The following is a 19,369-nucleotide window of genomic DNA, read 5'->3' on the forward strand; positions in this document are numbered from 1 at the left end:
GAGGGCACGGAGAACGACATGAACGGCAATCTCGCGAGGAAGCTCGATGAGCTCGAGGCATACCAGGTGATGGGCACGGTCGTACACGCCGAGCCCGGGCTCTTCATCGTCCGCACGGGCCGCGGCGACATGCGGGCGCGGCGCGCGACGAGCTGCCTCGTCGAGCCGCGCCTCGACGATTTCGTCCTCGTCGCGGGCGCCCCGAGCGGCGCGGCGTGGGTCCTCGCGGTGCTCGAGCGCGAAGAGGGCGCGGGCGCGTCGCTCGCTTGCGACGGCGACCTCGAAATCAAGGTGCCGGAGGGCCGCGTGCGCGTGGCCTCGAAGGAGGGCATCGATCTCGTCTCGTCGAAGGACGTCTCGGTCCTCGCCGACGGCGTGCGCGTGCACGCGGCGACGGGCAGCGTGGTGATGGACAGCCTCTCGTACCTCGGCGGGCTCGTGCGGAGCGAGATTGGCAAACTGCGCCACGAGGGCGGCATCGTCGAGCGTGTGGTCGAGCGCGTGAGCGAACGCGTGAAGCGCTCGTTCCGCAAGGTGGAGGAGGTCGATCAGGTCAAGGCCGAGCGGATCGACTATTCTGCCAAGCAGGTCATGAGCCTTCGCGCGGAGAACGCCATCGTCACGGCCGAGGAGCTCGTGAAGATGGACGGTGAGCAGATTCATCTCGGGTGAGCGAGAGCCGGGGCAGGGAGGAGGCGCGTCATGTTCGGCAATTCGCAGCTTGGCGGTGTGAATCTCGGGTTTCCGGACGTGTGCCTCACGCCCATGCCCGTTCCGGTGCCGATTCCGTATCCGAACGTCTCTTTCGGCCCGCTCGGCTTCCCGCCCTCGTTCAACGTCCTCTGGATGTGCACGCCGGCGCATCACCTCTTGACGACGCCGCTCATTTCGATCGGCGATACGCCGGGCATCGCGATGGGCGTGGCCTCGGGCATGATCATGTCGCCGACGCGGCCGATCACCGGGGCGTTCACCGTGCTCGTCAATGGCATTCCCGCGACCCGCATGACGAGCTTCAACATCCAGAACAACACGAACTGTCCGGGCCTCGCGATCGTGCCCGCGCAGGTCAAGGTGCTCCTGTTCGCGCCCTGAGGCCGCGGGCTTTTCATCACCTGGTTCGTCTTGGAGATCCGCTCGTTCTGCCCATTCCCCGCGGAGGCCTTCGTCTGGGAGGCCGCGCCGGGGGTGCATTCGCTCACGATCCTCGTCAAAGCCACGTTCCTGCTCGTGCACGGGGCCGAGGCGACGATCGCGCCGGCGCAGGACGAGCCTTCGGGGGACGTGCCGTGGGATGACGAGCCGGGCGCGTCGCTCCGCCTCGCCAATGATTTCGTGCCGCTCAAGCCGCGCACGGACGTGCTCGTCGTCGGGCATGCCTTCGCCCCGAAAGGCGCGCCGGTCACGGAGCTCTCGTGCCGGATCGAAATGGGCGATTTCGCGAAGGGGCTAAAGCTCGTCGGGGATCGTCGATACACGCCCGGGCCCGAGGGCCTGTCGGCGGGGCCGGCGGCCGCATTCACGCGGATGCCGCTGCGATACGAGCGGGCGGCGCGCGGGGAGGGGAATCCTGTCGGCGTGGATCGCGGGGCGACGCCGGCGCCCGGGGCGATGGCCATGCCAAACGTCGTGACATCGACCGGACAAACCCCGGGGCTCGGCCCGATTGCTCCGGGGTGGCCGCAGCGCCGGAAGCTCGTGACCGACGAGGGGCACAAGTGGGCGACGGCTGCGCGCGACGGAGAACCGGGGCCAGCGCCCGAAGGGTTCGATTTCGGGTTTTTCCAGACCGCACCGCCGGATCAGCAGATCCCGCTCCTGCGGCCCGGCGCGACGCTCGTGCTCGAACATCTCCATCCGACGCTGGAGCGGCTCGAAACACGTTTGCCCGCGGCGCGGCCGCAGGCGTTCCGGATCGATCCGAAGACCGGGAGGGTCAGCGAGATTGCGCTGCGGTGTGATACCCTCACGATCGATACGGATCGGGGGCGCATGTCGCTCGTGTTCCGCGGCCTCACGGACGTGCCCGCGAAGGCGCCGATCGCCGTCGGAACGCTCGTCGTGGCGAGCCATCCGCAAGGCAAGCGGGTCCGGCCTGCCGATATCGAGAAGGTCGTGCGGCAAGGGGGCTCGCTGGAGGACGTCGCGGGCGCGCCGGAGTTACATCCGCTCGAAATGAGGCACGATACGCGGCCGATCGGGCAGGTGCGATCGGGCGGCACCACGAGCGGCTCCGCGTCCGCGAAGGCCCCGGCCTTGCCATTTCGACCCGCTGCGCCCGCCGCGCCTGCGCCCGCCGCGCCAGCGGCGCCTCCGCGCCCGAGCCCCGCGCTACCGTTCGGCAGTGGCACGGTGCACGTGGGAGCGCCTGCGGTCGTCATTCGTCCGGCCACACCCTTCGAGCGGACGTCCGTGCCGCCCCCGCCGCCGGCGCCCCTCCCTGCGAAACCCGAGGAGGAGCTCGACATCGAGCCGGATCCGCCGACGCCGGCGCGTCCTTCCGCGCCGCCGCCGTCCGGGCGGGTCCTCCCGTTCGGCAGCATCACGCTCGGCCCTTCGGCCACGCCGCCGAAGGTTTCTCCGGCCACACCCTTTCAAGCGCCGGCGGCGCCGCCGCGCCCGAAGGCCGAGGAGGCGCCGCGGGTCTTGCCGAACGCGGGATTGCCCTTCGTGTCGGCGGAGGCCGCGCCGCCGTCCTCGCGCGCGCCTGCGTCCGTGCCTGCGCCTGCGTCCGTGCCTGCGTCCGTGCCTGCGCCCGTGGCTCCGCCTGCGCCCGTACCCGCGAGCGCGGTGCCCATTCCTTTCTCGCCGAAAGACGCGGTCAAACCCGCGCTCGTCACACTGCCGACGATTCCGCTCGAACCAAAGCCGCCCGAGCCCGAGCAGGGCGAGCCCGCATTGCCGGGGGCGGCGTTGCTTTTGCCGCTTCCGCTCGAGAAATATGCCTCGATTGCGGCCGAAATCGCGGGGCCCACGGTCGATGTGGGCGTGACGCTCCGCCGGCACGGGCTCGACGAGGAGAAATGGGCGCGCATCGCGGCCGAGAGCACGGCCATCATCGCGGAGGACGCCGTGCATGCCGAGGGGGCGCTGCTCGAAGCATTCGATCGTATCTACGTCGCGCGTATGGAAGCGCTCGGCCGGGCGGTCGACGTGCGGGGGCATGCGCGGCTCTCGGTCGCGGCGGCGCATGGAAAGCTGTCGCGTTGCCTCGAAGAGCTCGGCCTCGGGCGCGCGGATCTCTTGCCGCTGCGGCGCTCGCTCGGGCGCAGGACGACGAAGGATCCGGCCTTCGCGGCGGAGCTGCGCGCCGCGACAGATGCCGAGCGCGCAGCCTCACCGCCGCCCGAGGTGGGGCTCTTCAAGCCGCCGCGGCGGAAGCGGGATTGAGTGACAATGGTCCGCGGACCCGGGACCGCGGCGGGTGAGCTTCAGGTGCGGTAGGCGCGGATCACGGCTCGAACTCGTAATACGCGCCCTCGTTGTCGTCCGTGAAGGAACCGAGACTCGATTCCACCACGAAATAATAGCTGATCTTCGACGTGACGTCCGGGAGCGAGAACGTGTGGACCGTCGTGCCGTCGATGGCAGGGTTCGTGCCGTAAGGAAAGCCCCCGCTCCCCACGAGGCCCTTGATGCCCACGACGGCGGGGAACGTCGTCGCCGTGGTCCAATCGTCTTTCGAATACACGACGGTGACCGTTGCGTCCGGCGGGAGGTTCGCCAGCACGGCCGCGCCCTGCATCATGGTGTTGGAAGCGCGGGGTACGCCGTGGTGGAACACCCTGCCACCGGGCATCGTGGGACCCGCGGCGTAGGAAACGGCGTGGCCGAGCCCGAAATTGTCGTCCACGTGCGTCTGGTCCCAGAAGTCCTTGTGTTGAACCGAGACGTTCACGCTGCCCGGGCCGGGATAACAGTTCGCGGTGTACAACGCGCGCCCGTCGCCGCGGAGTGTCGCGTAATTCGCAGCGCAACCGAAGAGCCCACTCGAGGTCGGGATTTGCACGGTCACGGTCCCCGCGGAGATCGGGGTCGAGACGGCGATCTCGAAGTAATACCTGTACTTGGGAGGGAATAGGCTCAAGAGCGGAACGCTCCTGGGCTCGAGCGCGAATGTGTCGAGGTCGAGCGCTGCGAGCATGGGAGCTGCGCCGAGGTCGTTGGTGCCGGCGAACCCGGAATCGGGACTCGGCGCTGTGACCGAGTTCGTCGGGAGTTTCAGCCAGGTCGTGGCCTCCGCATAAACGAGCTCTACCTCGCCGGATGCGAGCGCGGGCTCCGCGCCGAGAATGATCATCGAAGCGGCCCCGAGAACGAGGAACGATCGGTTGTTCGACATGAGGACCTCCCAGCCGGGACGCGGGCGAATGACGCACGAGACCCGAGGAAAGGAATGAACCTGCGGCGCTCGCGAATCGAACCTGCTCGATACACGAGCGCCCCATCAGGGGAGCTTGCCACAGGATGGAGGAACTTTTTTGCAATTCGCGCGCCAGCCGCGAGCGTCATGAATTACGAAGGGATGTCGCGCGCGGGTAGGCGGGCCGGATTGCAAAAATGAGCCGAGGTTGCAGGCGTGAACCCGCGCTTGGCGCGAGTTTGGAGCAGGTTCCCGACGGCCGGACGTCAGGGCCTCGTTTGCGTATTTTTCGTATCGACGCGGCTCCGCACGATGCGCGGCGGCGTGCTGTCGACGTCGAGCCGCGAAACGACCAGGTTCCGGAGCGATGGACGCCCCGCGCGCGCGAGGAGGAGTTTTCCGAGGAAGTCACGCAAGGCGGGTTTGCCGCCGAGGGCGAGATCCGTGGTCTCGACGGCCTTCCACGCCGTGGCCGCGCCCTTCACGCACGACTCCTTCGCGCCCGCGGCGTCCGGCTCGCAGACGAGCACGATGCAGTGCATCGCGAGCCCGAGGCAGGTCCGGTGGATCGTGGCGTCGTCGGTCGTGGTGCCGTTCCGCTCGACGAGCGAAATCGAGGTTTTCGTGTCGACCTTTCCACGCGACGCGTAAAGCAACCCGACGGGGTTGTGCGCGCTTTGGCTCTCGATCCAGGCAAACGGATCCGTCTCGGTCGCGGCCGTCTTCGTGGCCCCGGCGGCGAGGGTGAGCAGCGTCGGGCTCGACACGATGTTACGCGCTCGTAGCAAATCGGCCGGGTTGCTTTTTTTGCTGGTCGCGCTCGGCGGAGGCGGAATGTGCACGCCGCCCGCGACGGGCGCTTCGCCTTCGTGGTCGTCGTCGTCTCCGTCGGACGTGTCCACGTTCGACAGGACTTCCAAAGTGACGTCGACACCGAGCTCCGCGACGTCGCCCGCGTGGCTTTCGGCCTTGGCGCCGGCGCTCATCGCTTCCTCGACGAGGCCGCCGCCGCCCTCGGGCTTCGGGCCGTGGAGGCCGGGCAGCGGGCTCTTCGCGCCCGCGCGCATGCCGTCGTCGGCGAGCGAGCCGAGCTTGCCGCCGCGCATGCCGTCGTCGGCGAGCGAGCCGAGCTTTCCGCCGCCGCGCAGGCCGTCGTCGGCGAGAGATCCCGCGCGGCCGAGGCCTCGCGCGGCGTCGTCGCCGAGCATCGCGCCCTTGGCGCCGATCCTCGCGCAATCGTCGCCGGCCCGGGCCATGAACATCCCGATCGCCGCGATCACCGCCGCGACGGGCCCCAGCTTTTTGCCGCCGCTGCCCTCGTCCTCTTCGCTCACGAAGACCTCCGCGCCATGTACGCGGCTGCGATGATACCGAGGGGCCTGCCCGAGGCAATCCCCTCGGGCAACTCCTTGCAAATGCGACGGTTCTGGCTACCCTCCGCCGCCACCATGGCCGTCATCACCGTCCTCGGCGCCGGCATGATGGGCAGCGCGTTTTGCGTGCCGCTCGTCGATCGCGGGCACGACGTGCGCCTCGTCGGCACGCACCTCGACCACGCGATCATCGAGAGCCTGCGCGAACGCGGGTTCCACCCGACGCTGAAGCTCGATCTGCCCCCTTCCATCCGGCCGTTTTTCGTGTCCGAGCTCGAAGATGCGGCCCGCGGCGCGGACATCCTCGCGTTTGGCGTGAGCTCGGCGGGCATTCACTGGGCCACGGAGACGATCGCGAACCACACGCGGCCCGGTGTGCCGCTCGTGATGATCACGAAGGGGCTCGAGCTCGACGGCGAGGGCGGTCGGCTCCTCGTGCTGCCGGACGTGGTGCGTCGCGGTTTGCCCGAGGAAGCGCGCGCGAGCGTGTTTCCGGCGGCCGTCGCGGGGCCGTGTATCGCGGGGGAGCTCGCGCGGCGCGTGCCGACGTCGGTCGTGGTGACGGGGAGGGGCGGCGAGGCGCTGGGCAAACTCGCGAGCGCGCTGCGTGGCCCGTATTATCACGTTTTTCCGTGCGCCGACGTGATCGGCGCCGAGGTGTGCGCGGCGCTCAAGAATGCGTACGCGATGGGCGTCGCGCTCGGCGCGGGCCTGCACGAGAAGAATGGCGGCGCGCCCGGGAGCGTGGCGATGCACAACTGGGAGAGCGCCGTGTTCGCGCAGGCCATTCGCGAGATGATGCGGGTCATCGCGATGCTCGGCGGGGATCCGATGACGGCGACGGGTTTGCCGGGCGTGGGGGATCTCGACGTCACGATGAACGGCGGCCGCACGGGGCGTTTCGGGCGGCTGCTCGGGCTCGGGCTCGGCGCGCGCGAGGCCGTGGCCCGGATGGAGGGCGCGACGCTCGAATGCCTGGAGATCCTCGACGTGATGCGAAGGGCGTTGCCCGCGTACGAGGCCCGAGGCGAGCTCGGGCCCGGGGAGCTGCCGCTTTTGCGAAAGCTGATCGCGGTCGCGCTCGAGGACGCGCCGGTCGAGATGCCGTTCGATTCGTTTTTCGGAGCGTGACGATGCAAGCGGGGGACGACGCGCTTTTCCTGGGGATCGATTGCAGCACGACGGCGTGCAAGGCCATCGCGTGGGACCGGGAGGGCCGCGCCGTCGCGGAGGGGCGCGCGCCGATCCCGCTCTCGAACCCGGCGCCGGACGCGTGGGAGCAGGACGCGCGGACGTGGTGGGAGGCCTTGGTCACGGCGACGCGCGAGGCGGCGCGCGCGCTCGGGGACGCGGGTGCGCGGCGCATCCGGGCGATCGCGATCACGCACCAGCGGGAGACGTTCGTCCTGACAGACGAGCAAGGGGAGCCTTTGCATCCGGCGCTCGTGTGGATGGACGCGCGCTGCCGGGCGGAGGTCGCCGAGCTTTCGGCGAAGGTGGGGGAGGCGCGCTTGCACGGGATCTCGGGCAAGTTCCCGTGCACCACGCCCTCGCTCTACAAGCTGCTCCACCTGCGCAATCGGATCGCGCCGCACCTCGCCGCGCGTCCGGTGCGGATGCTCGATGTGCACGCCTTTCTCGCCCACAGGCTCACGGGCCGCCTCGTCACGTCCGTGGCGAGCGCGGATCCGACGGGGCTCGTCGACATGGCCGCGCGGGGTTTTTCCGCGGAAATCCTCGAATGGGCAGGTTTGTCCGCGTCGGAGGTCCCGGCGCTCGCCGAGCCAGGCGAGCGGATCGGCGAGGTGGGGCGCGAGGCCGCCGAGGCGCTGGGGATCGAGGCGGGGATCCCGGTGTTCGCAGGGGCCGGTGATGGGCAGGCCGCGGCGCTCGGCGCGGGCGTCGTGGGGCCGGGCGTGATGTATCTGAACCTCGGCACGGCCATCGTGTCGGGGGTCATTTCGCGGGAGTACCGCACGGATCGGTCTTTCCGGACGATGATGGCGGCGACGCCGGGCGCGTTCTTGTACGAGACCGATCTGAAAGGCGGGACGTTCACGCTCACGTGGCTCGCGCGCTTGCTCGGCGCGGATGTGGACGCGTCGTCGGCGACGCTTTCGGCGCTCGAACGGGAAGCGGAAGGCATCGCGCCGGGCGCGGACGGGCTCGTGCTCGTGCCGTATTTCCACGGGGTGATGAATCCGTACTGGGACGACGCGGCGACGGGGATCCTGCTCGGCCTGTCCGGCGGGCAAGGGCCGGCGCACGTGTATCGGGCGATTCTCGAAGGAATCGCGCTCGAACAGCGGCTGCACACGGACGGCGTGGAGCGGGCCTCGGGGCCGATTGCGGAGCTCCGGGTGATGGGCGGCGGGTCGCGGAGCGCGCTGTGGTGCCAGATCCTGGCGGATGTCCTCGACAAACCCATCGTGCGAGCGGGGACGAGCGAGGCGACGTCGCTCGGCGCGGGGATCCTGGCGGCGGCCGGCGTGGGGGCGTTTGCGGGGATCGAGGAGGCGGCCGCGGCGATGACGTCGCGGGGCGAGGTGTTCGTCCCGGGGGAGCGGCGCGGGTTTTACGAGCGGCTTTACCGCGAGGTGTACGTGGGGCTGTATCCGGCGCTCGCGGGGACGATGGGGCAGCTCGCGCGGTTGCGGGAGAGCGCGCGGTAGCTCATTCGTCCCACGCGACGCGGAAGCTCGTGAACGCGTACGGGTACGTGCGCCGGTACCAGTTGCGGAAGCTCGGACGGAGGAGCTTTTCGTCGGTGGCCCACGAGGCGCCGAAGACGACGTCGTGCTCGCCGTCGAAAAAATCCGCCGAATAACCGGGGTAGGTCCAGGCGTACGGGACGAAGCCGGGGAGGGGTGAGAAAGGCGTGCTCGTCCATTCCCAGCCATTGCCGACGAGCTCTTCCACGCCCCACGCATTCGCCCCGGCCGGATGCGTGCCCGTGGGCGAAGGGAAAAACCGGGCGAAATCGAAATTGCCGTGGCAGGGCGCAGGCGCGGCGTCGCCCCAGGGATGGGGCCGACGAGCGTCGTCCGGGGCCGCGAATGCGGCGCGGCAGAGCTCGGCCTCCGTCGGCAATCGCCCGCCGCGGTGGGCGCAATAGGCCCGCGCCTGCTCGCCCGAGACCTGGACGGGCCAGCCCTCCGCGACCTCGAAAGGCACGGGACCGAACGCCGTCTTGACGAACCGGCGAGCGCCGCTATGAATCCAGGAGCGGGGCAGGAGCGACGAGGGATCGTCGTTCGCTCGGAGGAATGCGAGCCAGTCGATGTTTCGCACGGGCAGGGAATCGAGGGAAAAGGCCCCGACGGAGACGGTGGTCCGGCCAAACTCGTTGTCCCAGCCGAACGGGATCTCGTCCCAGGCGGCGCCGATCACGGCGTCGCCCGCGGAAATGCGGATGCGCTCGGCGGCGCGGCCCTTTCCGGATTCAGGTGGGGCGATGCTCGCCGGGCGCGAAATCAGGCCCGGGCGGCACTCCGCGAACATGTAGAGCAACGTCTCCTGGTGCATGAGCTCGTGTTCGAGGACGAGGTGCAGGATGCGCGCGTTCTCGCAGAGGGGGTCGTCCGCGCGGCCGAGGACCTCGCGTATGCGGGCGCGGACGGCGCGGCGCGCCTCGTCGCGATAGGCGAGCACGGCGGAGACCGAGGGCCAGCTCGAAATGGTCGAGCGGCGCGCGCCCTGGTCGTCCTTGGGATCGATGCCCCGCTCGAAGAGGACGTCGAACGCCTCGTCGAGGTGCCCCGCCCCGAGCACGCCCCGGCCTATCTGGTTCCAGGCGAACGCGGGGAGGTGGCCGAGGTAAAACAGGAACGGGTGGCGCAGGCCGATCGGCCGTTCGAGCATCGCGTCCCGAGGGAGCAGGCTGAACAGGAGGTCCGTGCGCTGGTAGGTCGTATCGAGTTTTTCTTTCCAGAACGATTCGAGGGGCAGGGTCACGAACGACGCCTCCGGAGCACGGCGAGGGCAAAGAGGTCGGCCGGGTCGGTGTACCAGCGGTCGATCGTGAGGCCGGCTTCGGCCGCAGACGCCTCGAGCGAGGCGCGCGTGAACTTGCACGAGAGCTCGGTGCGGATCTCGGCGCCCGCGTCGAAGTCGAGCCCGAGGTCGATCGCGCCGAGGCGGACCTGGTTCTTGCGCTTCGCGACGAGGCGCATTTCGATCCAGGCGTTTTTCCGGTCGTAGAAGGCGCGGTGCCGAAAGGCCGTCGGGTCGAAATTGCCGGCGAACCTCCGGTTGAGGACGGAGAGGACGTTCAGGTTGAAGGCCGCTGTGACGCCCTCGGGATCGTCGTACGCCGCTTCGAGGCGGGCCGGATCCTTGACGAGATCGACGCCGAGGAGCAGCGCGTCCGAGTCGGCCATGCGCTGCGCGAGCTCGCCGAGGAACGAGCGGCGCTCGTCCGGGTGGAGGTTGCCCACGGTGCCGGCGAAAAACACGACGAGGCGCCCGCCCGCAGGGCCGAGGCGGCCGAGGTCGGTCATGAAATTGCCCACGACGCCGCCGAACACGAATTCGGGATAAGCGGCGGAGAGGCTGTCGATCGACTGGAGCAAGAAGAGCTCGTTGATGTCGAGCATGGTGCAGGTGACGTGCTGCCCGTTCGCCCGCTGGGCATCGAGGAGGAGCCGGATTTTCCGGCCCGCGCCGCTGCCGAGCTCGACGAGGTGATGCGGGCGAACGTGCGCGACGATATCGGCCGCGGAGCGCTCCAGGATCGTGATCTCCGTGCGGGTCTGGTAATAGACGGAGAGCTGGGTGATGCGCTCGAAGAGCTCGCTTCCCGTGTCGTCGTAGAGGTATCGCGCCGGGATTTCCGGGAGCTCCTGGAGGAGGCTCGCGCGGAGCGCCGCGCCCTCGTCGATCGGGCGCGTGGAAGAGCGAGGCGCGAGGTCTTCGGGCGCGTCCTTTCTGACAGGCGATCCGTCCATTCGCGAAAACCCTCCAGCGCCCGCGGGCGGGCGTCCGAGCGGCGGGCGCGATGCGCCGTTTGCTCAGGACACCAGCGTCGAAGCAGGCGCAGCGGGGGGATGCGAAAGCCATTCCTGGGCACGCACGAGGAGGGCCGCGTGGGTCGGAATTCGTTCGAGGAAGGTCTGGCGAAGGAGAGGATCCTGGATTCGATGCGCCCGCAGGAAAAGATCGGAGCGCGCCGAGAGGGCCGCCGCGCGTGCTTCCTCGCCGCGGCCAAGGGCGCGGAGGGCATCGACGCGCGAGAGGACGAGGTGCTCGTGACCGAAATGGTACATGCCGCGCCGCGCGCTCTCGGCGATCGCGGGCTCGGCGAGCGCGAGGGCCTCGGCGGGGCGGCCCTCGGCGAGGGCGATTCCGGCGAGGATGCCCGCGAGGGCCGCGCGCGCGAAGGGTAAGGTTTGCACGAGCGGTTCGAGGGCGAGGGCGCGGGTCCGGGCCGCTTCGAGGAAGCCCGCGGCGAGCGCTGCCTCGGCGAGGAGGAGCGCAGCATTCGTGGCGACGGTGCGTTCGCCGCGGGCCTCGGCCTCCCGGTGGATGGCCGTGCAAGGCTCGATGGCGTCGGCCGGGCGGCCTCGGAGCACGAGGACACGAGCGAGGTAGGTGCGCGACGCGAGCGCCATCATGCTGCCCGGCTCGGCGCTTTGCAGGGCGCGCGCGAGGGCGGCCTCGGCTTGCTCGAAGGCGCCGAGGTAGGACCAATCGAGGCCGACGTGCATTTGCACGTAAGGACCATAGCGACGATCGCCCGCGGCCTCGAAATGGGCGAGGGCCTCGCGGTCGAGGGCGAGCGCGGCCGCGAAGTCGCGGGGGACGTAACGCTGCCAGAAGGCGCGGGTCATTTTCACCCAGCCCGCCGCGGTGGGCGCGTGGCCGAGGAAGGGGGCCGTGACCTCTTCGAGACGCGCGAGGTGCGCCTCGGCGAGCTCGCGCTGGGCGCCGAGGAGGTACGGCATGATCGCCACGCTGTAGGCCCAGGCGAACGCGGGGATCGCAGAAGGCTCGGGGTTCACGCGGCCGAGGTCGCGCGCGAAGGCGGCGCGGACGTCGGGTTTGTCCGCAATGACGGGGCTCGTGATGGCGCTGCCGAGCGCGCGGCAATGGCTCGTCGAGCCCGGCGTTGCAATGGATAACGTGGCCTCGGCAGAGGCGAAAGCGCGGACCCAGTCGCCGTTCCAGGCCCAGGCGTCGGTTTGGATCGCCCGAAGTGCGGCGGCCCGATCTCCCGCGGCGCCGAGGGCGAGGCCCCGCTCGGCGAGGGCGAGCGCGGCCTCGTCGTCGCCCGCGCCGAGCGCATGCTCCGCGGCGCGCTCGTAATGTCGGATCGCCCGCGCCGCGTCGCCGCCGCGATCGAAATGCGCGGCGAGGATCCTGGGGTCCCATTCGCCGTGCGCTTCGAGCCATTCGCCGGCGAGCCTGTGGCCGAGGGCGCGATCCCGATCGGTGAGCATCGCATAGGCGCCCTCGCGCAGGAGCATGTGCCGGAACGCGAGCTGCTCCTCGCCGGCGAGCCGGCTTTCCCGCCGCGCCACGAGGATCTCGCGTTCGATGAGCGAGGCGAGCACGGCCGAGAGTTCCTCGTCGTCCGGCGCGTCGTCGCCGAGCAGCGCCGGAATGCCGCCGCGGAAGAAGGATTCGCCGAAGACGCTCGCCGCCCGGAGGACACGCCGCGCCGGCGGATCGAGGGCGCCGAGGCGAGCTTCGATCATGCCGAGCACGGTCTCGGGTAGCGCGCCCCCACGCCCCTCGGCGACGGCGCGCACGAGCTCTTCGAGATAAAAGGGATTGCCCGCGGCGCGCTCGACGAGGGCGTCGACGAGCTCGGGAGGCGCCGCGTCGCCGAGGGCGTGGCGCGTGATGCGCGCGCTCGCCTTGCGCGGTAGTTCGTCGAGACGAATCTCGTGCGAGCGATCCCCGAAGAGGCGCGGGAACAACGTGAGGGCCTCGGGGCGCGCCGCGGCGAGGACGATGAAGGGGCGATCGCCGAGCTCACGCATGGCCGCGTCGAGGAGGCGCAAGGAGGCGGCATCCCCCCATTGCACGTCCTCGAGCGCGAAGACGACGGGATGGCTGCGTGTCATCGCGGCGAGGAGATCCACGACGGCCTCGCGCAAGCGGTCCTTCATGAGCGCGGGGCTCTGGCGCGCGGCGCGCAGGCGCAAGCTCGCCTCGTCGGGGAAGGGGAGGCCGATGAGCTCGGCGACGAGCTCGGAGACACGCTCGGCGTCGGCTGCGGGCAGGTATTTTTGGACGAACCCGGTGAGGCGCGCGCGGCCCTCGAAGGGCGCGTCCGCGAGCGCGCCGAGGAGCGCGGAGCCGAGGAGCGAAAAGGGAGAGCCCTGGCCGAGGAGATCGCCGTGTCCGCGGGCCACGAGGACGTCCGGGCGATCCTGCCGGATGCGCGTGACGAGCTCGGAGAGGAGGCGCGATTTGCCGGCGCCCGCCGCGCCCAGGAGGAGCACGGCGGAGGGGCGCTCTTCCTCGATCGCCGCGTCGACGAGATCCCGCACCATGCGAAGCTCGCGGTCGCGGCCGACGAAGGGGCTCGGGCGGCCGAGGAGCGTGCGCGCAGCCTCGCCGGAGGCGCGCTCCGCGACGAGGCGGTGGCCGGAAGGCGCGGTCGTGACGTCGAAACGCGCATCGAGCAGGGCGCGGGTGACGTCGTCGATGCGGATGCCGACAGGGAGTTTGTGGTTCGAAACGTCTTCCCCTTCGAGCAGGGCCGCGACCCGATCGACGACCTCGCCGACGGGCAGGCGCGCGGAGGCCTCGGCGCGGCCCGTGGCGAGCGCGATCGCGGCGTCGGGGAGGATCGCGCGGAGACGCAAGGCCGCGCGGGCCGCGCGCGCGGCGCGGTCCGTGGGCTCTCCGGCGCCGAGGAGCGTGACCACGAGCGCGCCGTTGCGGAGCTCGTCGACGCGCGCGCCGAGCGGGGCGACCTCGTGCCGGACGGCCGCGACGACGTCGGCCTGCGAGCGCTCCGTGGAGCCCTTCGGATCGAGCGCGCCGCTCACGGGCTCGCGGTGGAGGGCCAGGATCGAGACGAAGCGCGCCTCGACGTCGGTCAAGCCCATCACCGCAGGTTCGTCCGCGAGCGTCGGGGCCTCGCCCGTCTCCTCGGTGCCGAGCGTGTCGAGCAGGGCGAGCTCCGCTTCGAGGGCAGCGCCGTTCGCCGGGCGGGACGTGGGGTCCTTCGCGAGGAGGCGCGCCATGAGCACGTCGAGCCGCGGGGGAAGGTCCGGCCGCGCTTCCGCGAGGCGTGGGGCCTCTTCGAGCAGGAGCTTGGCGAAGAGGGCCATGAGGTTGTCGGCCTGGAACGGCGGGCGGCCCGTGAGGCACTCGTAGAGCACGGCGCCGAGCGAGAAGACGTCCGCGCGTGCATCGAGGGGCGCGCCGTCGCCGCTGGCTTGCTCGGGGGCCATGTACCCCGGCGTGCCGAGGATCACGCCCGATCGCGTGAGCTTGCGGGACGTGGCGCCGAGCTGCGCGAGGCCAAAATCCACGAGCTTGACGCCCTCGATCGCGCGGCCCACGAGCACGAGGTTCGTGGGCTTGACGTCCCGGTGCACGATGCCACGCGCATGCGCCGCGCCGAGGCCCGCGGCCACGCGGCGCGCGAGGAGCAGGCACTCCTCGAGCGTGAGCGGCCCGCGCGCAAGCCGCGCCGCGAGGTCCTCGCCTTCGAGCCACTCCATCACGAGGTAGGGAAAGCCCGCCTCGGAGAGGCCATGCGTCACGTAGCGGACGACGTGCGGATGCGAGAGCTCGGCGAGCGCGCGGGCCTCGACGTCGAAGCGGCGCGTCGCGTCCGAGGCCGGTTGGTGGATGACCTTGAGGGCGACGGGCGAGCCGGTCTTGCGATCGTGTGCACGGTAGACGGCGCCCATGCCGCCGGCACCTGCACGAAGCTCGATCTCGAAGCGGCCGGCGATGACGTCGCCGCGCTTCATGTCCTCGTGCCGCCTTGCTTCCGCGCGAGGGCGGGGGAGGCGTCGGCCTCGCCCGCGTGCGCCGTGGCGCGCACGCCCGAGCCCGCGAGCCAGCGCTCGGCGAGCGCCTGACCACGACGGAGGTCCGCCTCCGTCGCCGTCGCCAGGAACGCCTCGCGCAGCATGGGCTGGCTGAACGCGTACTCGGTGTCGTTCGGAGCGCTGCTCGCGCGTCGTCGCGTGATGATCTCGCGCTTGGCGAGGTCGCCGAGCTGCATCCGCACCTGCGTGGCGTCCGTTTCGCCGCCGAGCAGCGTGACGACCGCGCCCTCCCAGAACGTGACGCCGACGAGGGCCGCCGCGCGGAGGAGCCGACGCGCAGCCGGCGCGAGCTCGGCGATCGCGGGGCCGTGCACGGCGAGCAGCGCCTCCGGCGTGACGGCCTGCGCGCCGTGCGCGAGCTCCTGCAGGAAGAGCGGATGCCCATCGGCCCGCTGCGCGAGCGCCGCGAGATCCTCGTCCGCCACGTCGGGCCCGAGCGCGCGTCGCAAGAACTCGCGCGAGGCGCGCTGCGAGAGCGTCCCGAGGCGGATCTCCTGCACGCTGCGGCGCGCGAAGAGCCCCGGCGCGCGATCGCGCACCTCGGGCCGCGCCAGCGCGAGCACGCCGAACGGGCGATCCGTGAGCTCCCCGAGCGCCTGATCCACGAGCGCGAGGGATGCCCCATCCGTCCACTGCACGTCGTCGAGCACGAGCAAGAGCGGGCCCGCCTCCGCGCGCGCTCGGAGGACGTCGAGCGCTCGCTCCTCGAAACGAGCCGCGTCGTTCGCGGCAGGCGTGGGCGAGAGAGCGCGGATCACGGGCTCGATCACGCCGAAATCAGCGCCGAAGGCGCCGGGCCGTCCGAAGCCGACCACGAGATCCGGACGGCTCGCCCGGAGCGAGCGAACCACCTCCTGTGCGAGGCGCGTCTTTCCGAGCCCGGCCGGCGCGACCACGAGCGCCGCGGCCGCGCGTGGCTCGTCGAGACCTTCTTCGAGCAGATCGAGGATCACCGCGAGCTCGCCCCTGCGGCCCATGAGCGTGCACGGACGCCCGAGCAGGGGACACGGCTCGCCGAGATCGTTTCGTTCGCCGCGCAGACGCGCGTCGTCGGGTGATCCTTCGAGCTCGAACCGCGCGGGCAGCAGCGCCTGCGTCCGATCGTCGATCCGAACCCCGAAGGCCGGCGTGCGGCACCCGCGCTTGAGCAGATGGAGCGCGCGCTCGACGACGTCGGGGGCCGGCAGATCACGCCCCGCATCGGACCGACCCGTGACGAGCGCGACCCGGAAGCCGAGGAGGAGCTCGGCCATCTCGAGCGCGCAACGCGCAGCGCGCACCGGCCCGTCCGCGGTGCCATCGAGCGAGAGCAAGAGCGTGCCCGATGCAAGCTCGGTGGCCGACGCGCCGTGCCTTCGCGCGATGACCCGCACGTCGTCCCAGGACGAACGAGGGAGCTGCGTGCGCAACGTGGGGCTCGAAGGCCGCACGGCCGCCTCCACGGCAGGCGCCGCGACGACCGCGCAGACGAGGCGATGCTCGCGATCGCTGATCCCCTCGGGCAAGGCCGGCACGACGGAGATCCTTTCACCTCCAACGGTGTCGATCCCTTCGAGAGCACGCAGCACCTCGGCGCCGTCCGCGGGCCGGGCCTCGGCCACGCGCGAGAGCATCCGCGCGACGAGCGTGTCGAGCGCGCGGGGTATGTCGGGCCGGAGCGAACGGACGCGCGGCGCATCCTCGAGGAGGAGCCGCGCCAGGATGGCCATGACGCCCTCGCCCTCGAACGCAGGTTTGCCCGTCAGGCACTCGAAGAGCAGCGCGCCGAGGGAAAACACGTCGGCCCGCGCATTGACGCGGATGCGCGAGCCCTGGGCCTGTTCGGGAGCCATGTACCCGGGCGTGCCGAGGACGCTTCCGGTGCGGGTGAGGCGCGCCCCGCCCGCGGCAGCCTGCGCGAGGCCAAAATCCAGGACCTTGGCGGCGTCGGGCGAGCCGCCGACGAGGAAGACGTTGCTCGGCTTGACATCGCGGTGGACGATGCCGCGCGCGTGCGCCGCCGCGAGGGCAGAGGCGATGCGGATCCCGAGGATGACGGCCTCGGCCTGCGTGAGGTGCCCTTCGACGAGGCGTGACGCGAGGCTCCTGCCCTCCAGCCATTCCATGACGAGCCACGGCGCGCCCGAGGGCGCGGCTCCGTGCGCGACGTAACGCACGATATGCGGATGGCCGAGCTCGGCGAGGATCTTGGCCTCGTGATCGAAGCGGCGGATGGCCTCGAGGTCGTGCTGGCCGAGGACCTTGATGGCCACGGGCTGCTGCGTGATGCGGTCGGTGCCACGGAACACCGAGCCCATCCCCCCCGTGCCGGCGATGCGCTCGAGGACGAAACGACCGCCGACCACGTCTCCAGGCTGCACGGCGAGAGGATGCCGACGCTGCGCTGGATAGGCAAGCGGGACGGAGAGGGGGGCCGCCGAGGCGGGAGAAGATGCGGAAGCGGGAGCGGCGGCGGAAGCGGCAAGCGGAAGATGCTCGTGTGCCGTGGCCTTGGCGAGGCGCTCGCTGAGCGTGATGTCCAGACAGCACCGATCAGGTGCGTGATGCGCGCCGGGTCGGGAACGGGTCTCGTCCACAGCCAGCCGATCCCCGGCGCCGCCTCAGCATGGCGGCCGCTGCCCGGCGCCGCCTGTGCCGACGCCCATGGTGCCGGACGTCCCCGTCGCGCCGTCTCCCCCTGTCCCCGCGCCGGTGCTCGCGCTTCCGGCGGCGCCTCCCGTGTCATTGACGCTGCTCGCGCCGCCGCTGTTCCCTGCGCCCGTGCCGGAGCTGCTGCTCGTCCCTCCGCCCGCTCCACCGGAGCCGGAACCTTCGCCGACGCTTTGCAGGCGCCGCCCATGCACGGGCTGCCGTCGGCCTTCGCGGGATGGTCGATACAGTGGCCCCGTCGTGCAGTCGACATCGAGACCGCAATTCGAACCTTGGGCGAACACCGCCGCGTAGCTCCACGTATCGCCCAGGCTATCCGTCCTCGTGCTTCGTGCACCTTTTTGCGCACCACTTTCAAAGCAGGGAGGAGAGATGGTAAGCCGGTGGCAATGAAAGCCTGCCTCATCTACAACGCCGCCGCCGGCAGCGCCGCCGATGACGTCCTCGAGCGCGTGCACGCGATTCTCGCGCCCCGTTTCGAACTGAACGTGCTCAGGACGGGCCCCGACCGAGACCCGTCCGCATGCGCGCGGGAGGCACTCGACGCGGGCGCGGAGTTGCTGATCGCGGCGGGGGGCGATGGTACGGTGTCGTCCGTGGCGGGTGTGCTCGCACAGAGCCAGGTGCCGCTCGGGATCCTGCCATGTGGCACGTCGAATTCGCTGGCCGCAGCCCTCGGCATTCCAGGGGACCCGATCGCCGCATGCGAGACGCTGCTCGCAGACCACCGTCGGGTGATCGATACGGCCCTCGTCGACAATCGCTGCATGGTGTTGCACACGTCGGTCGGTCTCCACGCCGACACGGTGGCGGAGACGGCGAGGGAGGACAAACAGCGCTGGGGCGTGCTCGCCTATGTCGCGACGGCAGTGCGCAAGCTCAGCACGCTCTCGCCGTTCGAGGTCGAGCTGGAGACCGACGAGCAAATCGTCCGGTGCCGCGCCGTGGCCGTGACCGTGGCGAACATGGCGCCGCTCCGCACGGTGCTTGCACAAGGCCCTTCGGCGCTCGTCGGCGACGACGGGATGCTCGACGTGACGGTCGTCGCGGCCACCACGCTCAACTCGGCCGTGGCCACAGGCATTCACCTCTTTCTCACGGCCGCGCGCGGGGAGCCCGCGACGCGCGACGAGGTCGGCTATTTCTCGTGTCGCCGCTTGCGCATCCTCGCCGACCCAGCGCAGCAGTTGCTCGTCGACGGCGAGGCAGCAGGCACGACCCCCGTCGCGATCGAATGCAGGCCGGCAAGTCTCGTGGTGCTCGCGCCGCCTCTCGCCGAGCCCGCAAAGGTCGGCCCCGAGATCAAGCTCCCGACGAGTCCGGAGGCGAAGGTCGAGATCGAAGTGTCGGAGGATTGATTTCCTCGGGGGGGAGGCGGGAGCGGGGGCGGAGGCGCGAGCGCGAGGGGAACGGGGGCAGGGGATCCCGCTCGGGGACGGCGATCGTGCTCGGATTGCCGAGCGAATCGAACGCAGGGATCGGGACCTGGCGCATCAGCTACGGCGCGCGATGCACAGCGTGGCGTTGAATGTCGCCGAAGCGGTGGGAAGCTTTCACCTAAAGAACGCTAACGTCATGAGACGGCTTGGGTTTTCGTCTACGTCGACGTCACGAATGGCCGCATCGTTGACCTTTCGCCAAAACGTACCGGCTTGCTCGTCGTCTCGCTGGGGCAGTCGTGATCTCGGCGAGCCGAAGCGGTGGAGTTCTCGCCCAAGTAACTCGAGGACGCGAACCGCACGTCGCTGCTTCCGGCGCGAGCCACCTCCCGGCCCGGTCAGACACGCGTACTCGCCTAGCACCACGACCGATCACCGAGGCCCTAAAGCCCCCTACCAGCATCCACTCTGCGACCCAATTTCCGTTGCGCGGTCGGGCCTGCGTGCGAGGGAGGCTTCGAGTGCGGCAATCGCGTCGATGGGAATCTGTCAAGAGGAAATCTTGCGGAGCTGGTGGCGCCGGCCATC

Annotated in this window: 12 protein-coding genes; 6 read left to right on the forward strand and 6 right to left on the reverse strand. The window is 70.7% G+C overall.

The window, feature by feature from the left end:
* The first annotated feature begins 18 nt into the window (after positions 1 to 18).
* The 3 genes from QHF84_RS28805 to QHF84_RS28815 are packed head-to-tail and all read left to right on the forward strand — an operon-like array spanning position 19 to position 3,390.
* Complete coding sequence (locus tag QHF84_RS28805; RefSeq protein ID WP_281316648.1) at positions 19 to 672, forward strand: DUF3540 domain-containing protein; 654 nt, start codon at positions 19 to 21, stop codon at positions 670 to 672.
* A gap of 30 nt (positions 673 to 702) precedes the next feature.
* Positions 703 to 1,095 (forward strand): DUF4150 domain-containing protein, encoded by a 393-nt coding sequence (locus QHF84_RS28810; protein ID WP_281316649.1) that lies wholly within the window; start codon positions 703 to 705, stop codon positions 1,093 to 1,095.
* Between the two features lie 30 nt (positions 1,096 to 1,125).
* Positions 1,126 to 3,390, forward strand: coding sequence for a DUF2169 domain-containing protein (locus QHF84_RS28815; protein ID WP_281316650.1), 2,265 nt, complete (start codon positions 1,126 to 1,128; stop codon positions 3,388 to 3,390).
* Between the two features lie 61 nt (positions 3,391 to 3,451).
* Here QHF84_RS28815 and QHF84_RS28820 read toward each other — a convergent pair whose 3' ends face one another.
* Both QHF84_RS28820 and QHF84_RS28825 read right to left on the reverse strand, forming a co-directional pair.
* Complete coding sequence (locus QHF84_RS28820; RefSeq protein WP_281316651.1) at positions 3,452 to 4,342, reverse strand: hypothetical protein; 891 nt, start codon at positions 4,340 to 4,342, stop codon at positions 3,452 to 3,454.
* A gap of 287 nt (positions 4,343 to 4,629) precedes the next feature.
* Entirely contained in the window at positions 4,630 to 5,697 is a 1,068-nt protein-coding gene (locus QHF84_RS28825) for a hypothetical protein (protein WP_281316652.1), read from the reverse strand.
* A gap of 114 nt (positions 5,698 to 5,811) precedes the next feature.
* Between QHF84_RS28825 and QHF84_RS28830 the strand changes: the two genes are divergently transcribed.
* Both QHF84_RS28830 and QHF84_RS28835 read left to right on the forward strand, forming a co-directional pair.
* Positions 5,812 to 6,867 (forward strand): hypothetical protein, encoded by a 1,056-nt coding sequence (locus QHF84_RS28830; RefSeq protein WP_281316653.1) that lies wholly within the window; start codon positions 5,812 to 5,814, stop codon positions 6,865 to 6,867.
* Positions 6,868 to 6,869: 2 nt separating this feature from the next.
* Positions 6,870 to 8,408 (forward strand): FGGY family carbohydrate kinase, encoded by a 1,539-nt coding sequence (locus QHF84_RS28835; protein ID WP_281316654.1) that lies wholly within the window; start codon positions 6,870 to 6,872, stop codon positions 8,406 to 8,408.
* Position 8,409: 1 nt separating this feature from the next.
* Here QHF84_RS28835 and QHF84_RS28840 read toward each other — a convergent pair whose 3' ends face one another.
* The 4 genes from QHF84_RS28840 to QHF84_RS28855 all read right to left on the reverse strand — a co-directional run bounded on the left by QHF84_RS28840 (position 8,410) and on the right by QHF84_RS28855 (position 17,113).
* Positions 8,410 to 9,690, reverse strand: coding sequence for an SUMF1/EgtB/PvdO family nonheme iron enzyme (locus QHF84_RS28840; RefSeq protein WP_281316655.1), 1,281 nt, complete (start codon positions 9,688 to 9,690; stop codon positions 8,410 to 8,412).
* On the reverse strand, positions 9,687 to 10,682 hold the full coding sequence (gene egtD, locus QHF84_RS28845; protein ID WP_281316656.1) for an L-histidine N(alpha)-methyltransferase: 996 nt from the start codon (positions 10,680 to 10,682) through the stop codon (positions 9,687 to 9,689). The genes QHF84_RS28840 and egtD overlap by 4 nt, the downstream gene beginning before the upstream one ends.
* Positions 10,683 to 10,745: 63 nt before the next feature.
* The gene (locus QHF84_RS28850; protein ID WP_281316657.1) at positions 10,746 to 14,672 is read right to left on the reverse strand and encodes a serine/threonine-protein kinase; all 3,927 of its coding nucleotides are present in this window, start codon (positions 14,670 to 14,672) and stop codon (positions 10,746 to 10,748) included.
* Positions 14,669 to 17,113, reverse strand: coding sequence for a serine/threonine-protein kinase (locus tag QHF84_RS28855; RefSeq protein ID WP_281316658.1), 2,445 nt, complete (start codon positions 17,111 to 17,113; stop codon positions 14,669 to 14,671). The genes QHF84_RS28850 and QHF84_RS28855 overlap by 4 nt, the downstream gene beginning before the upstream one ends.
* A 678-nt stretch (positions 17,114 to 17,791) precedes the next feature.
* Here QHF84_RS28855 and QHF84_RS28860 point away from each other — a divergent pair.
* Positions 17,792 to 18,760 (forward strand): YegS/Rv2252/BmrU family lipid kinase, encoded by a 969-nt coding sequence (locus QHF84_RS28860; RefSeq protein WP_281316659.1) that lies wholly within the window; start codon positions 17,792 to 17,794, stop codon positions 18,758 to 18,760.
* Positions 18,761 to 19,369: the final 609 nt, after the last annotated feature.

It is taken from the genome of Polyangium sp. y55x31, assembly GCF_029946505.1.
Classification (GTDB): Bacteria; Myxococcota_A; Polyangia; order Polyangiales; family Polyangiaceae; genus Polyangium.

Coding starts and splice junctions, on each gene's coding strand:
- QHF84_RS28805 (WP_281316648.1), top strand. CDS start 19: ATGAACGGCAATCTCGCGAGGAAGCTCGATGAGCTCGAGGCATACCAG.
- QHF84_RS28810 (WP_281316649.1), top strand. CDS start 703: ATGTTCGGCAATTCGCAGCTTGGCGGTGTGAATCTCGGGTTTCCGGAC.
- QHF84_RS28820 (WP_281316651.1), bottom strand. CDS start 4,342: ATGTCGAACAACCGATCGTTCCTCGTTCTCGGGGCCGCTTCGATGATC.
- QHF84_RS28830 (WP_281316653.1), top strand. CDS start 5,812: ATGGCCGTCATCACCGTCCTCGGCGCCGGCATGATGGGCAGCGCGTTT.
- QHF84_RS28835 (WP_281316654.1), top strand. CDS start 6,870: ATGCAAGCGGGGGACGACGCGCTTTTCCTGGGGATCGATTGCAGCACG.
- egtD (WP_281316656.1), bottom strand. CDS start 10,682: ATGGACGGATCGCCTGTCAGAAAGGACGCGCCCGAAGACCTCGCGCCT.
- QHF84_RS28850 (WP_281316657.1), bottom strand. CDS start 14,672: ATGAAGCGCGGCGACGTCATCGCCGGCCGCTTCGAGATCGAGCTTCGT.
- QHF84_RS28860 (WP_281316659.1), top strand. CDS start 17,792: ATGAAAGCCTGCCTCATCTACAACGCCGCCGCCGGCAGCGCCGCCGAT.